General features: G+C 70.5%; 12 protein-coding genes and 1 tRNA gene. 3 read left to right on the forward strand and 10 right to left on the reverse strand.

Annotation, left to right across the window (positions count from 1 at the left end; genetic code table 11):
- Positions 1 to 42: 42 nt before the first annotated feature.
- The 3 genes from P1P70_RS11295 to P1P70_RS11305 all read right to left on the reverse strand — a co-directional run bounded on the left by P1P70_RS11295 (position 43) and on the right by P1P70_RS11305 (position 5260).
- Entirely contained in the window at positions 43 to 2037 is a 1995-nt protein-coding gene (locus tag P1P70_RS11295) for a sel1 repeat family protein (protein ID WP_319236678.1), read from the reverse strand.
- 171 nt (positions 2038 to 2208) lie between these two features.
- Positions 2209 to 2282, reverse strand: a tRNA-Met gene (locus P1P70_RS11300).
- A 44-nt stretch (positions 2283 to 2326) separates the two neighbouring features.
- Positions 2327 to 5260, reverse strand: coding sequence for a UPF0182 family protein (locus P1P70_RS11305; protein ID WP_319236701.1), 2934 nt, complete (start codon positions 5258 to 5260; stop codon positions 2327 to 2329).
- Between the two features lie 163 nt (positions 5261 to 5423).
- Here P1P70_RS11305 and P1P70_RS11310 point away from each other — a divergent pair, with 163 nt between their 5' ends.
- Positions 5424 to 5966: a PPA1309 family protein gene (locus P1P70_RS11310; protein ID WP_319236679.1), complete on the forward strand. Its 543-nt coding sequence runs from the start codon at positions 5424 to 5426 to the stop codon at positions 5964 to 5966.
- A 95-nt stretch (positions 5967 to 6061) separates the two neighbouring features.
- Here P1P70_RS11310 and P1P70_RS11315 read toward each other — a convergent pair whose 3' ends face one another.
- The 4 genes from P1P70_RS11315 to P1P70_RS11330 form a co-directional block, all read right to left on the reverse strand.
- The gene (locus P1P70_RS11315) at positions 6062 to 7159 is read right to left on the reverse strand and encodes a PDZ domain-containing protein (RefSeq protein ID WP_319236680.1); all 1098 of its coding nucleotides are present in this window, start codon (positions 7157 to 7159) and stop codon (positions 6062 to 6064) included.
- A gap of 71 nt (positions 7160 to 7230) precedes the next feature.
- On the reverse strand, positions 7231 to 7422 hold the full coding sequence (locus P1P70_RS11320; RefSeq protein ID WP_215457968.1) for a hypothetical protein: 192 nt from the start codon (positions 7420 to 7422) through the stop codon (positions 7231 to 7233).
- Between the two features lie 115 nt (positions 7423 to 7537).
- A complete protein-coding gene (locus P1P70_RS11325; RefSeq protein WP_319236681.1) occupies positions 7538 to 7996 on the reverse strand; it encodes a molybdenum cofactor biosynthesis protein MoaE in 459 nt (152 codons plus the stop codon).
- A gap of 46 nt (positions 7997 to 8042) precedes the next feature.
- Positions 8043 to 9155 carry an SDR family oxidoreductase gene (locus P1P70_RS11330; RefSeq protein ID WP_319236682.1) on the reverse strand — a complete coding sequence of 371 codons (1113 nt, stop codon included), beginning with the start codon at positions 9153 to 9155 and terminating at the stop codon, positions 8043 to 8045.
- A 190-nt stretch (positions 9156 to 9345) separates the two neighbouring features.
- Between P1P70_RS11330 and P1P70_RS11335 the strand changes: the two genes are divergently transcribed.
- Positions 9346 to 10776, forward strand: coding sequence for a zinc-dependent metalloprotease (locus P1P70_RS11335; protein ID WP_319236683.1), 1431 nt, complete (start codon positions 9346 to 9348; stop codon positions 10774 to 10776).
- Positions 10773 to 11288, forward strand: coding sequence for an NUDIX hydrolase (locus tag P1P70_RS11340; RefSeq protein ID WP_319236684.1), 516 nt, complete (start codon positions 10773 to 10775; stop codon positions 11286 to 11288). The genes P1P70_RS11335 and P1P70_RS11340 overlap by 4 nt, the downstream gene beginning before the upstream one ends.
- Positions 11289 to 11457: 169 nt before the next feature.
- Here the strand turns inward: P1P70_RS11340 and P1P70_RS11345 are convergent, their stop codons facing one another.
- From P1P70_RS11345 to P1P70_RS11355, 3 genes are read right to left on the reverse strand one after another with little or no spacing between them, the layout of a single operon-like run.
- The gene (locus P1P70_RS11345; protein WP_319236685.1) at positions 11458 to 12210 is read right to left on the reverse strand and encodes an AIM24 family protein; all 753 of its coding nucleotides are present in this window, start codon (positions 12208 to 12210) and stop codon (positions 11458 to 11460) included.
- Positions 12211 to 12237: 27 nt separating this feature from the next.
- Positions 12238 to 12915 (reverse strand): AIM24 family protein, encoded by a 678-nt coding sequence (locus P1P70_RS11350; RefSeq protein WP_239757115.1) that lies wholly within the window; start codon positions 12913 to 12915, stop codon positions 12238 to 12240.
- Between the two features lie 8 nt (positions 12916 to 12923).
- Entirely contained in the window at positions 12924 to 14495 is a 1572-nt protein-coding gene (locus P1P70_RS11355; RefSeq protein WP_319236686.1) for a TerD family protein, read from the reverse strand.
- Between the last annotated feature and the right edge of the window lie 252 nt (positions 14496 to 14747).

Raw genomic sequence — 14747 nt, forward strand, 5'->3', positions numbered from 1 at the left:
CACCCCCACGGCACCCTCGCAGCCACCCCGACGTCACACCCCCTACGCCGACAACTCGTCCCGCAACGCGTCCCGCAACCGCGCCGCCCGCTCCGCCACCTCCGCCGGCCCGAGCGCCACGGCCCGATCGGCCCACCGCTTGCCCTCCGCCAGCTCACCCCGACGCGCGTAGACGAGGGCAAGCCGCAACGCCGCCCGCCCGTGCCCCGCATCGGCGGCACGGGCCCACCACACCGCGGCCTCCGGCTCACTCCCCTCCCGAGCCAGCAGCAGCCCGAGATTGAACGCCCCGTTCCGCGACCCCGACTCCGCCGCGGCCCGGTACCACCGCGCGGCCTCGACCACGTCCCCCCGCCCGGCCGCCAGCATCCCGACCCGCACCTGCGCCCGCCGATGCCCCTGCGACGCGGCACGCTCGTACCACTCCTCGCACTCGTTCTTCTCCCGTACCGGCTCCCCCAGCTCGTGCGCGGGCGCGGGCGGACGGCGCGCGTCGAGCACGGCGGCGAGCCGGTACGCGGCCTCCGCGCTGCCCCCGCCGGCGGCGCACCGCAGATGCCGCTCGGCGGCCCGCTCGTCACCGTCCCGCAGCCGCGCTATGGCGACCTGGAGCGCCGCCTCGGTGTGCCCGGCAGCAGCCGCCCGCTCATACCAGACCAACGCCGTCGCGTCGTCGCCCCGCCCGGCGAACAGGATGCCCAGGTTGAAGGCGGCGTCGACACTCCCGGCCTCCGCGGCCTTGGAGAACCACGGCTCCGCGCCGGACGCGTCGCCGACCTGGAGCAGCAGGATGGCCAGCGCGTTCGCCGCCTCCCGGTGCCCGGCGTACGCGGCGCGCCGGTACCACTGCTCGGCCTGCGCGGTCCGCCCCTGCTCGGCGCAGAGCAGCCCGAGGTTGTACGCGCCGTTGACGTCCCCGGCGTCCATCGCGGCCCGGTACCAGCGCTCGGCGGTCTGGGTCTCGCCCCGCTCGGCGTGCAGCGCGCCCAGCGCGTTCGCCGCGTTGCCGTTGCCGTCCTGGGCGGCCCGCAGCCACCACACGGCCGCGCTCTCCGTGTCGCCCGCGTCCCGCAGCAGGAATCCGAGCGCGCACGCGGCGCGCGGCTCGCCGTCCTTGGCGGAGGTCAGGTACCAGCGCCCGGCCTCCTTGAGTTCCCCGCGCCGCTCCAGGATCGCCCCGAGGTGCAGCGCGGCCCGCCGGTGCCCGCGCGCGGCCGCCTGCCGGTACCACTGCTCCGCCTCCTCGGCGGCACCCGCCCCGACAGCGTTGTCGGTGTCGCGCTCCCCCGCGCGCACCGCCTGTCCGCCGCCGTCCCGCACGGCGGCACGACCCTCGCGGGGGCCGCTCCCGATCTCCAGCGCCGCGCGCGCGATCTTCCGCCCCTCGCGCACGGCGGCGCGCTCCTCCTGCTCCGCGCGCTGGTCGAGCGTCCGCGCGAGCCGGTACGCGGCCTCGCGATGCCCGCGCTCGGCGGCCGCTCTCATCCACCGCTGGGCGGCGGCGTCACTGCGGTGCTCCAGCAGGTCGGCGAGCGCGTACGCACCCAGCGCGTGTCCCTGCTCGGCGGACTGGCGCAGCCAGTACTCGGCGGCCGGTTCGTCGCCGCGCTCGCGGTGGTGCCGGCCGAGCGCGTGCGCGGCGGCGGCGGAACCGGCGACGGCCGCGACCCGCCACCAGCCGGCGGCCTCGTCGGCGTACCCGCGCTGGTGCAGCAGGACACCCAGGTTGTTGGCGGCCGCCCGGTCCCCGGCCGCGGTGGCAGCCCGCAGACAGGGCTCGGCTCCGTCGAGGTCGCCGCGGCGCAGCAGCATGGCGCCGAGAACGCTCATCGCCTCGGTGTCACCGGCCTCGGCGGCGAGCCGCTGACGGGCCTCCTCGACGGCGTCCCCCGTCTCGTCCTCGTCCGCGGCCCGCACGGACTCGACCGACGAGGCGGACTCGGCGGGCACCACGAAGTCGGCAGGCAGCGCAATGTCGGCAGGCTGCGCAAACCGCCCGCTCTCCAACAGAGTTGCCTTGTCCCCCATAACGTCCATCGTCGCACCACCTGCAACCTGGGTACACCTGGTATACCGCAGCCATTGAGGTCACTACAGCGTTTTGTCGACATGCCCACAGAGCGACAAGTCAAACACAGATTTCCCGAGCACTCCGGACAACACGTCGAAGGCCCGGATCCTTTAGAGGATCCGGGCCTTCAACTTCAGTAGCGGGGACAGGATTTGAACCTGCGACCTCTGGGTTATGAGCCCAGCGAGCTACCGAGCTGCTCCACCCCGCGCCGTTGCGTTGCAACCGTACCACGGCGCGGGACGGAGCCTTGCATCAGCCGCTTCCGGAGCCTCCGTCGCCGCTCTGGTCGCTCTCCTCACTGCCGCTGCCGCCGGTCCCGTCGGCCTTGGCCTGCGCGTCCTCGGCCCGCTTCAGCGCGTCCTCCAGGTCCTGTTGGGCCCGGCCGTACGCCTCCCAGTCGCCGTCCTTGAGGGCCTGCTGCCCCTCGTCGAACGCCTTCTGGGCTTCCTGCAGGGCCTGTTGGACCGTCGGATCACCGGACGTCGGTGGCTCGTCGGTGCCCTCGTCGGGGTCGTCCGCCGGTGGCTCGGTGGGCGCGCCCTCGGTCTCGAACACCTTGTTGAGCGCCTCGTCGAGGGTGTCCTCGAACGCCGTGTTGCCGCCGTAGGTGACCAGGACCTTGCGCAGCAGCGGGTACTTGAGTCCGCCGCCTCGCACATAGACGGGTTCCACATAGAGCAGGCCGCCGTCGAGCGGGACCGTCAGGAGGTTGCCGTACTCGACCTGTGAGTCACCTCTCTTGAGGAGGCTGATCGTCTCGGCGATGTCCTGTTCGGAGTTGAACTGGCTCTGGACCTGTTTCGGCCCGTCGATCGGTTCGCTGGTCGGCAGTTTCAGAATTCTGATCTTGCCGTAATCCTTGGTGCCCGCCTCGGCGTTGACCGCCACGAAGGCACTGAGGTTGTCCCGGCCGTTCGGCGTGAGCGTCGTGGTCAGCGAGAACGCCTGTTCCGACTGGCCCGGCAGCTTCATGCTCAGGTAGTACGGCGGCACCGCGTTGCCCGAGGTGTTGGTCGGGTCGTCCGGGACCTGCCACACCTCGCTGCCGCTGAGGAACGTCTCGGCGTCCTTCACGTGGTAGCGGGTCAGCAGTTCGCGCTGCACCTTGAACAGGTCCTGCGGGTACCGCAGATGGGCCAGCAGCGAGTCGGAGATGTCGTCCTTCGACTCCACCGTGCCCGGGAACGCCTTCATCCAGGTCTTCAGGACCGGGTCCTGGGTGTCCCACTGGTAGAGCTTGACCTGACCCGTGTACGCGTCGACGGTCGCCTTCACCGAGTTGCGGATGTAGTTGACCTGGTTCTGCTGGGCCACCACCGCGCGCTGGCTGTTGTCCGCGGTCAGCGAATCGGCCGTGGTATCGCCAAGGGTGGTGCGAGAGGCGTACGGGTAGCCGTTGGTGGTGGTGTACGCGTCGACGATCCACTGGATCTTGCCGTCGACGACGGCCGGGTAGGCGTCGCCGTCGATGGTCAACCACGGGGCGACCGCCTCGACGCGCTCCTTGGGCGTGCGGTTGTACAGGATCCGCGAACCCTCGCCGATGGCACCGGAGTAGAGGATCTGCGGCTCGTTGAACGCCACCGCGTACGCGGCCCGGTTGACCGGGCTGGAGAGGTTGACCCCGCTGTTGCCCTTGTAGCTGGTGGTCTTCTCACCGCTGTCGTCGGAGTAGTCGATCTCGTCCTGGGGACCGCCGACGATCGAGTACTGGGTGGTCTTCTCGCCGTAGTAGACCCGCTGCTGGTACTTGCCCAGATCGCCCTTGGACGGCAGGTCCGACTCGGTGAACACCGGGCGGCCGCCGGAGGTGGCCTCGGTGCCCTTGGCGGCGACCACGCCGTAGCCGTGGGTGTAGCGGAAGTGGTCGTTGATCCAGTTGTTCTTCGGAATGCCCGCCAGGTTCAGCTCGCGCAGACCGATGACGGTGTCCTGCTCCGCGCCGTCCTCGTTGCTGTACCGGTCGACGTCCAGGTTCGTGGGGAACGCGTAGTAGTTCCTCATCTGCTGGAGCTGCTGGAACGTCGGCGAGACGATGTTCGGGTCGAGCATGCGGATGCTGGCCGTGGTGTCGGCGTCCTTGCGGAGCTTGGTCTTGTCCGTGGTGTCGCTGACGCCCGAGTACTCCTCGACGTCCGTCCCGTCGATGCCGTAGGCCTGCCGCGTCGCCGCCAGGTTCTTCTCGACGTACGGCGCTTCCTTGGCCTGCTCGTTCGGCTGGACCTGGAACTTCTGGACGATCGCCGGGTACAGCCCGCCGATGAGGATCGCGGAGAGCACCATCAGGCCGAAGCCGATGACCGGCAGCTGCCAGGTGCGTCGCCAGATGGTGGCGAAGAACAGCAGCGCGCAGATCACGGCGATGCAGAACAGGATCGTCTTGGCCGGCAGGTACGCGTTCGCGTCGACGTACCTCAGGCCCGTCCAGTTGCCCGTGGCCTTGAAGTCGCTGGACTTCACGGCGAGCCCGTACCGGTCGAGCCAGTAGGCGACCGCCTTCAGCGCGACGAAGATGCCGAGGAGCACCGACAGGTGCCCGGTGGCAGCGGCGGTGGCACGCGCGCCCGGCGAGGTGACCCTGAGGCCGCCGTAGAGGTAGTGGGTGAGCGCGGCGGCGATCACCGAGAGCACGGCCGCGGCGAAGCCGAAGCCGAGCAGGAAGCGGTACCAGGGCAGGTCGAAGGCGTAGAAGGAGACGTCCAGCTGGAACTGGGGGTCCTTCTGCCCGAACGACACCCCGTTCACCCACATCAGCCAGGTGCGCCACTGCCCGGAGGCGGATGCGCCGGCGATGAGGCCCACCAGGGCCGTGATCCCGAGGAGCAGCCACTTCTTGTAGGGCGCGATGCCCATGCGGTACCTGTCGAGGCTCTGCTGCTCCATCGACATCGCGCTCAGCGGCGGCCGCAGCCGGTGCGCCAGCCAGATGTTGAAGCCGACCGAGGCCGACATCAGCAGTCCGAAGACGAAGAAGAGCCCGATCTTCGTCCACAACGTGGTGGTGAAGACGGACGAGTACTTCACCGACCGGTACCAGAGCCAGTCCGTCCAGAACCCCGCGAACATGACGAACGCCATGCCGAGGACGGCAAGGACGCCCAACGTCATGAGCAGGGTCCGGACACGTCGGGACGGTCGGCCCACTCTGATCCGCGGCCCCGTCGGGCCTCCGCCGCGGTCCGGCATCTGGAAAGCCAAGGTGCGCACCTCGAAGTTCGCTGTCGATACGTCAGGCCCGCGTCTACGGACCCTCCAGCGGGCCCCGTGATCGTAGGGGCCTCACCTATGCAACTTACTCACGCTTTACTCGGTTCCCGCTTCCGGGAACGAACGAGGCAGGATTGTGACCATGTCCAACACTCCCATGGCAGCGAACCCCCTCACCCGGGCGGTGCTCGAGATCGACGAGTACGCCTCGGGCCTCGGCTGGGACCAGCCCGCTCGCCTCTTCGCCCTGGTGGATACCGCACGTCTGCGGTCCCAGGAACCCGCCCTCGCGGCCCAGCTCGGGCTCCAGGACGCGTCCGAGGCCGCCGGTCTCACCCCGATCGAGCAGGACGAGATCCCGGCCGGCAAGGCGCTGGACGAGTTCCTCGGCACCATCGCCTGGCCCGACGCGGTGGTCGGCTGCGCCCTGACCGTGGAGCGGCTGATGCTGCCGCCGTCCGCCGAGACGTCCGTCCCGGAGAACCTCGATGAGGCCCGGCTCACCAAGTGGGTGGCCTCCCACCCCGACCGCCAGGAAGTCCGGATGACGGTCGCCGTCCTGCGCGACGGCTCCCGCGACTCGGCCCTGCGCCTGCGCGAGAAGGACACCCCGACGGAGGTCCTCACCGGCCCCGAACTGGTTCCGGGCCTGGCGGAGGCCCTGTCCGCGACCTTCGTGGACTGATCCTCGGATCTACGACGATCCGATCTACGACTGTGGGGGCGCCCTCCGGCTCGGAGGGCGCCCCCACGCGCGCGTGCGCCGTCACTCTGCTTCTGTCAGCCCTTGGTGGTGCACTTCGGCAGGTCGGCCGTGTCGCCGGAGCGGATGTCCTTCAGAGCCCCGAGCGCGTCCTCGATCGTGTCGACCTTGACGAGGGTGAGTCCGTCGGGGGTGTCCTGTGCGGCCGCGGCGCAGTTGTCCTTGGGCGTCAGGAAGTACTCGGCGCCCTTGTCACGCGCGCCGACCGTCTTCATCTCGATGCCGCCGATGGGGCCGACCTTGCCCGCGTCGTCGATCGTGCCGGTACCGGCCACGAACGTGCCGCCCGTCAGATTGCCCGGCGTCAGCTTGTCGTAGATACCGAGGGCGAACATCAGTCCGGCGCTCGGGCCCCCGACGTCCGCGAGCTTGATGTCTATGGTGAACGGGAAGGTGTGGTCGGTCCCGGCGGAGATCCCGACGATCGCCCGCTCCTCGCCCGTGTCGTCGGACTTGGCCGTGGTGATCGTGACCTTCTCGGTCTGCGTGGCCGTCCGGTTCGCCTTCTCGGCGGCGGCCTGCGCCTTGGCGGGCACGATGACGAAGTCGACGTCCTCGCCCGGCTTGTGCTTGGTGACCAGCTTCGCGACGTCCTCGGGCGCCTTGATCGCCGTACCGTCGACCGACTTGATCACGTCACCGGCGTGCAGCTTCCCCTCGGCCGGCGAGTCCTTGAGAACGGTGGAGACGATCACCCAGGACTTCACCGGGATGTCCAGCTCCTTCAGGGCGGCGACCTTGGCGCTCTCCTGGGACTGGCTGAACTCCTCGGCGTTCTCCTGGGTCGACTGCTCCTCGGTCTTACCGTCGGGGTAGAGCGTGTCGTGCGGCACGACCTTGTTGTCATGTGCCAGCCAGCCGTACACGGCCTCGACGAGGTTCATCCTGTAGTCGGCGCTGGTCACACGGACCGTGGTCATGTTCAGGTGGCCGGTCGTCGCGTACGTCTTGTGTCCCGAGATCTGCAGCACCGGCTCGCCGTCGTGCTCCCCGAGCGTGTTCACCGTCGGCCCCGGCGACATCTCCGAATAGGGCACGGGAATGATCACTCCCGCGCACAGGAGCGCGATCAGCATCAGGGTGGAGGCGAGCATCGTCGCGGTGCGGCGTGGCATGGAACGACAGTACGGGACAGGCCTGTCAGTGCACCGTCGGGGCCGTCCGTCCGGGGACTGCCGCGCGGGCGCTAGCCGCCGGTGTGGGACCGCTCCATGGCCTCGCGGAAGCGCGAGTACCCCGCGAGCTCGGTGCCGTCCTCGATGCTCCTGCGGTTCCGGCTGGCCCAGCCACCCCACAGTCCGGCACCGATCGCGGCCACCAGCGGAATCAGCAACCAGGCGAGCGCCGCCATGCCGGCCTCCCAACCCCTATGAAGCAACCACAACTGACTGATCAGCAGATTATCCGTCTGCCCCGTCAACGCTCTCGCCGGGTGGCGGGTTACGCAACCGGAACGCGCATGGGCGTATTCCGGTCACGCGGCGACGGAGACGCTACGCGCCGACCCACTCATCGGTGCCGTCGGAGAACTTCTGGTGCTTCCAGATGGGCACCTCGTGCTTCAGATCGTCGATCAGCCTGCGGCACGCCTCGAAGGCCTCGCCCCGATGCGGACAGGACACGGCGACGACCACGGCCAGGTCCCCGACCTTCAGGTTCCCCACCCGGTGCACGGCCGCGAGCGCCCGCACCGGGTAGTCGGCGACCACCTTCTCCGCGATCCGCCGCATCTCGGCCTCGGCCGTCGGATGGCACGAATAGCCGAGCTCGTCGACATCGGCTCCGCCGTCGTGGTTCCGCACGGTCCCGACGAACAGCGCGGTCCCCCCGGCCGCGTCGTCCCCGACCGCCCGGAACACCTCGTCGAGGGAGAGCGCCGTCTCCCGGATCCCGATCAGCTTGATGGGCTCCGCGGCCCCCCGCTCACCAGGGTGATCATCATTCACAGCCATACCCCCATCGTGCCTCACCCGCGCCCCGCACCAGCCGGGGCACCCGTCACCGTCTGCCCCGAGCCTTCCGCGCCCGCCGCACCAGCGCCGCCGTACCCAGGAGCGCGACCGTCGCACCGGCGGCACCTGCGGCCGTCGCGTCCTTGCGCCCCAGCCGCCGTCCGGCCACGGTGTGCCGCCCGGCGACCTCCTCCAGCAGCTCCGCCAGCACTTCCTCGTTCGTCCACAGCGGCCGCCACCCGGCGTCGTGCAACCGGCTCCCGCTCACGACCCACGGGTACATCGTGTACGCCAGGTCCCCCGCCGGTGACGGCGTGAGGCCGATCCGGTGCAGCCGCGCGGCGGCCCCGAGCGCGACCGCGGACGGCAGCTCCATGCGCCGGATCCCGCTGAGCTCCTCGACCTCCTCCTGCTCCAGCCACCCCTCGCACCCGACGGCCAGCTCCCCGTCGACCTTCTCCAGCACGGCGTACTCCAGCGCCCCGCAGAGATCCTCGACGTGACAGAACTGCCACGCGGGTCGCGAGCCGGCCACCACCAGCAGCCGAGGCGACTCGAAGTACCTGGTCAGCGCCGTGTCCGTCCCTCCGACCAGGATCGCGGGACGCACCACGGTGACATTGAGGCCCGGGTGGGCGCGCGGCGCCCGGCGCGCGAGCCGCTCGATCTCCAGCAGGTCGCCGACCCCCGTCGCCTCGGCGGTCGCCCGCAGCTCGGCGTCCTCCGAGAGCGGGAGCTCGTTGTCGGGCAGCGCCCCGTAGACCATCGCCGACGTGCACAGCACGACCCGGTGCACCCCGGCCGCGGCGGCGGCCGTGAGTACGGTCTGCGTCCCGCGCACGTTGTACGCGCTGCGGGCCGCCGAGTCCGTGCCCAGGTCGAGGTCGACGGCGAGGTGCACCACCACGTCGGCCCCGCGCAGCTTCTCGGCGATCGCCGGGTCGCGCACGTCCAGGATGTGCCACTGCGCTGCCGCGCACTCGCCGCGCCGCTCGTCGATGGCGATGACCTGCCGGATCTCGTCGGACTCGGCGAGCCGCTCGGTGAGCAGCGCTCCTACGCCGGACGCGGCACCGGTCACCGCGACGACGGGCCCGCGCGCGGCGGGACTGGTTGAGTGGTTTCGCGCTGCGCGAACCTGCGGATCTGGGGAACTCACCGGGCGTCTCCAGCGGTTGTCTTCAGTACGAACGCGGGTGACGCGTACGTACCAGGTGGCATCCATCCTGCCGCAGGCCTTCGGTCGGCGGAGCACCGAGGCCTTAACCCGCCGTGGTGTCTACGCTGGGTGGTGTTCGGGCAGCCGTGCCGTCGGAGAAAACCGATGGCCCTATCAGCCGAGGAATCCCGTGAGTGACACCCCATTCGGATTCGGCCTTCCGCCGGAGGAGCCGGACGACGGCGACGAGGGCAAGAAGAAGGACCAGCAGAGCGGTGGTGGTCAGGGCCCGGCCAACCCGTTCGGTTTCGGGTTCCCCGGGGCCGGCGGCCCCGGCGCCGACAATCCGTTCGCCGCGATGTTCGGTTCCATGAACCCCACCGACCTGGGCGCCGCCTTCCAGCAGCTGGGCCAGATGCTCTCGTACGAGGGCGGCCCGGTGAACTGGGACATGGCCAAGCAGATCGCCCGCCAGACGGTCTCCCAGGGGACCGCCGACGGCACGAAGGACGAGAGCGTCGGTCCCGCCGAGCGCACCGCCGTGGAGGAGGCCGTCCGCCTGGCCGACCTGTGGCTGGACGACGCGACGTCCCTGCCGTCCGGTGCGGGCTCCGCCGTGGCGTGGAGCCGCGCGGAGTGGGTGGAGGCCACCCTGCCCGCCTGGAAGGAGCTGGTCGACCCGGTGGCCGAGCGCGTCGGCGGCGCCATGGGCGACATCCTGCCGGAGGAGATGCAGGCCATGGCCGGCCCGTTGATCGGCATGATGAAGTCGATGGGCGGCGCCATGTTCGGCCAGCAGATCGGACAGGCCGTGGGCGTGCTCGCGGGCGAGGTCGTCGGGTCCACCGATGTCGGCCTGCCGCTCGGACCGGCCGGCAAGGCCGCGCTGCTGCCGCTGAACGTGGACGCGTTCGGCAAGGATCTCGGCGTCGGCAAGGACGAGGTGCGGCTCTACCTGGCCCTGCGCGAGGCCGCCCACCAGCGCCTCTTCGCGCATGTGCCGTGGCTGCGCTCGCACCTGTTCGGCGCTGTCGAGGGCTACGCGCGCGGGATCAAGGTCGACACGGCCAAGCTGGAGGACGTGGTCGGCCAGTTCGACCCGCAGAACCCCGAGGAGCTGCAGCAGGCGCTCCAGCAGGGCATGTTCCAGCCGGAGGACACTCCGGCGCAGAAGGCGGCCCTGGCACGCCTGGAGACCGCCCTGGCGCTGGTGGAGGGGTGGGTGGACGCGGTGGTGCACGCCGCCGCGAAGCCGCGCCTGTCGTCCGCGGACGCCCTCCGCGAGACCCTGCGCCGCCGCCGTGCAACCGGCGGTCCGGCCGAGCAGACGTTCGCCACGCTGATCGGTCTGGAGCTGCGCCCCCGCCGTCTGCGCGACGCCTCCCGCCTGTGGGCGTCCCTCACGGACGCGCGCGGTGTCGACGGCCGCGACGCCCTGTGGGCCCACCCCGACATGCTGCCCACCGCCTCCGACCTGGACGACCCGGACGGCTTCGTCCACCGCGAGCAGATGGACTTCTCCGAGCTGGACAAGATGCTCGGCGAGGCCGCGGGCGGTTCCACCGAGAAGCCGGACCTCAAGAAGCCGGACTTGGACAAGAAGGACGACGACACCGAGTGAGCCTGCACGACGACGCGGTCCTCGTACTGAAGAGCTACGAGGACCAGGCCGAGCTGCGCCAGGCGTACCTCGACCACCTCGCGGCCCACCCGGACGGCATGTGGAAGGCGTGCGGCGCCGGACACATCACCGCGAGCGGCCTCGTGATCGACCCCGAGCGCGGCCGGGTACTGCTCACCCTCCACAAGAAGCTGCGCATGTGGCTGCAGATGGGCGGCCACTGCGAACCCGGGGACACCGTCCTCGCGGACTCCGCACTGCGTGAGGCCACGGAGGAGTCCGGCATCGCCGGCCTGACGCTCCTGCCGGGCGGCCCGGTCCGCCTGGATCGCCATCACACCCCGTGCGCCTGGCATCTGGACGTCCAGTACGCGGCCCTCGCCCCCGCCGACGCGGTGGAAGCGATCAGCGACGAATCTCTTGACCTGCGCTGGTTCGCCTACGACGACGTGCCGACGGTGGCCGACGAGTCGGTCGTACGCCTGCTGGAGGCCACCCGGGCACGGCTCTGACTGCGGCGGCGGCACCGAGCTCTTTCGCGTGGCGTGGGTGGCCTGTCGTGGGCATGCCCCCGCCGGGGGCACGAACGCGGTAAGGGGCGTCCGCAAGGCGGAACGCCCCTTACACATGGGCCCACGCACCGATGAGCACATCACCGCTTGCCCATCGGGAAGCCGTCGATCAGTTGCGGCTGCCCCCGAGGGAGTTTCCGCTCAGTCCGCCCGCGCCCATGCCGAACTGCCCGAGCACCCCGGACGTCCGCAGGTGCTGCGGCGGGAGCAGCTCGCTCGGCTGCACCAGGACATGTCCGTGGCCACCGAAGTGCATCTCCCAGCCCTCGCCGGTGGATCCCCTGCGGCGCCACACGGCGGACGTGGAGGTCGGCGCCTGGAGCTGGGTACGAAGCGAGGTGGACCAGGCGATGACCGCGTCCGAGTCGACACAGATGTTCTTCTCGGGCGTCACCTCCAGGACGAGCGGCTCACCCGAGGTCATCAGGACGACCTTGCCGCCACCGGACAGCTCCAGGTTGTACGCCCCCGCCGAGGCCACCTCGACGGCGCTGTCCACGGCGACGATGCCGACGTTCAGCGAGCCGTCGAAGGCGAGGACGGCGGAGGAGTCGACGGTGATGCCCCTGCCGACCTCCATGATGTGCAGGTACTGCGCGAAGTTGGCGAGATACACGATCCCGTTGCCCTTGCAGCGCATGAGTTCGAGCCGCTCACCGGTCATCCGCTCGGCGTTGCGCCAGCTGCGGTTGCGGTACTGGCTGTCGAACTCGATCTGCCCCTCGAAGGCGACCATGGCGCCCTGGCGGGCCAGGACGGGGCTGCTGCCCATCGTGACGTCGGTCTTGAGCAGTTGCGGGTTCTGCAGTGTGTAGCGCTCGGTGTGGTTCACCGGGATGTGCGCGAAGAGTGTGCTGTGCATGGTGTGGTGTTCTCCCCTCAGCCCCGGTCAGCCACGGATCTTGAAACGGTCGCCGGTGTCCTCGCTGGGCTGGACGACCACGAAGCCCTGCCCCTTGAACCCGATCTGGAAGGCCTCCCCGCTGCCCCGGCCGATGAGCGCACCGGCCTTGATGGTGCGACGGGCCTTCATGTCGAGACCGTCGGTCCAGGCGATGAGCGCGTCCGGGTCGACGTAGGTCTCCCGTTCGGCGCAGTCGAGGGAGATCGGCACGCCCCGGCTGACCAGGGCGACCCATCCGGTGCCCCGGATCACGAGGTTGGTGAGGCCTGAGCCGGAGAGCTTGGCGAGGCCCTTGACCGGCTCGATGGAGAGCTGGAGGGAGGCGTCGCAGGCCAGCAGGGTCGGGCCGTTGACCGACAGCGCCTCGTTGTTCAGGTGGAGGATGAGGACGTCGCCGCCGTAGTCGGCGAGGTACAGGTCCCCGTCGCCGCGGCAGAGCATCAGCTTGCCGCCCTCGCCGGTGACCATCTCCTCCGCGCTGCGCCGCAGCGTGGCGGGCGGACCGTCGAACTGTACGTAGCCGTCGTACGCGATCATCGAGCCGGCCTTGGCCAGGAGGTCCTGGCCGGTGACCATGGTGACCTTGAGCGTCTTGGAGCTGTGCACGCTCATACGGACGCCGGTGGAGGCGGAGCGGTGCGCGTTGAGTGTCTGGAGGTCCATGCTCTGCCTCACACCTCGAAGGGCTGGACGACGACGAAGTTGCCGGGGGCGCCGCGGAACTGGAGGTTGATGGCCTCCTGGGTCTGTCGGGCGTACCCGGAGCGGCGCAGCCTGAGCGAGGTCGTGGTGACGGCCTGTGCGCCGGCGGACCAGGCGATGACGGCGTTGCCGTCGACGTAGGTGGCCGGGCCGACGGGCAGCACGACGGGGACCCCGCGCGTCTTGACGACGACCGCTCCCGTGCCGGAGAAGAGCATGCTGAACAGGCCGCCTCCGGGCAGGCCCGCGCCCTCGATGCGGCGGATCTCGGTGTCCAGGGACTCGTCGAAGGCGAGGACGCCGCGCGCGCTGGTGTAGAGCTGCTCGTTCTCCAGGCGGATGACGAAGAGACGGCTGCCCTCGTCGGCGAGGAACACCTCGCCATCTCCGGAACACCGCATCAGGGCCATGCCCTGTCCGGTGAGCTGGCCCGTCAACTTGCCGAGCAGTCCGGAACCCTTGTGGGCGAAGTCGATGTCCCCCTGGTAGGCGACCATGCTGCCCTGCTTGGCGAGGATGTTGGCGCCCTTGGTGAGCGTGGCCCGCACCAGCTGCGGGTTCTGCTCGGTCCAGCGGTCGCCGACGGGGGCCTCGGAGTACTTCGTCAGGACGACCCGCAGACCCGCCTCCGGCGGCACCGGCGCGAGCTGCGTGCCGCCGCCGAAAGGCTGTGCCTGGCCCGGGAAGGCACCTGGGGCGCCCGGGGGCGTGAACGGGCCGCCTTGCGGAGCCGCGCCCGGAGGAGTGAAGGGGCCACCCTGAGGCGGGGCACCGGGCGGCGTGAACGGCCCGCCCTGAGGCGCCGGGGCGGCCGGGGGCGGAACGGTGCCACCGGGCGGCGTGTGCAGGGGCGCGGCGATCGTCGGAGCGGCGTGCACGGAGGGCGAGGGCGCCGGGGGCGCGAACGGCTGCGCGGGCGCCGGGGCGGCCGGAGCCGCGGGGGCACTGAACGCGGGCGGGGCGAAGCCGGGCGCCCCGTCGGCCTGCGGCTGCTGCGGGGCGGCGGACTCCTCCTCGGCGACCTCGCCACCGAAGTTCTTCAGCAGCGCGTCGAGGCCGCCGTCGAAGCCCTGCCCGACGGCCGCGAACCGCCAGACGTCCTTCAGGTAGAAGTCGCCCAGCATCACGGCACGCTCGGTGGTGAACTCCGAGCCGTCGAACGGATACCTGGCCACCTCCTCGCCGCCCGCGACGATACGGACGTAACCGGGGGCGATCTGGGACATCTGCCCGTTGCCGTCGATCGTCGCCGTGAAGGAGAGCTTCTGGATCTGCGGCGGGATCTTGTCGAGGGTGACCCGGAAGGACTCGGTGTCCCCCGACTGGGCGCCCAGGAGCTGGATCGACTCCTCGGGGGTCTTCGGCTGGTTGAAGAAGACGAAGTAGCGGTCGTCCGAGAGCCGCTCGTCGGCGTCCAGTCCGAAGCAACTGATGTCGAAGCTCAGCCCGGGGGCGGAGATCTGCACGCCTACGTACAGATCCGTGCCCGCGGTGAGGTCACTGATCTTGGCCTTGTGGCCGCGTTGGAATTCCCTGGCCATGCGTAACGACCGTCCCCCATCCCGAAAGTGCGTGCGCCTGCGAGTGCGTCGCGCCAGGCTAACCGCAAAGTCCTGAGACGTACGAGGCTGGTACAGAGACGGTACAAAAGCGCGACTTCGGTCACCGGTCCCACAAACGCACACGCGCGCGTGAAGCGCCCGTTTCGTGGCAGTCGCACTCGGGTCACCGGCCGCGCGGCACCTATGGACCGCGGGTCACGGGCCGTGTCTCAGCGACCGGCCACGCCCGAT

The sequence above is a fragment of the Streptomyces sp. MB09-02B genome (assembly GCF_033794485.1).
Lineage (GTDB): Bacteria > Actinomycetota > Actinomycetes > Streptomycetales > Streptomycetaceae > Streptomyces.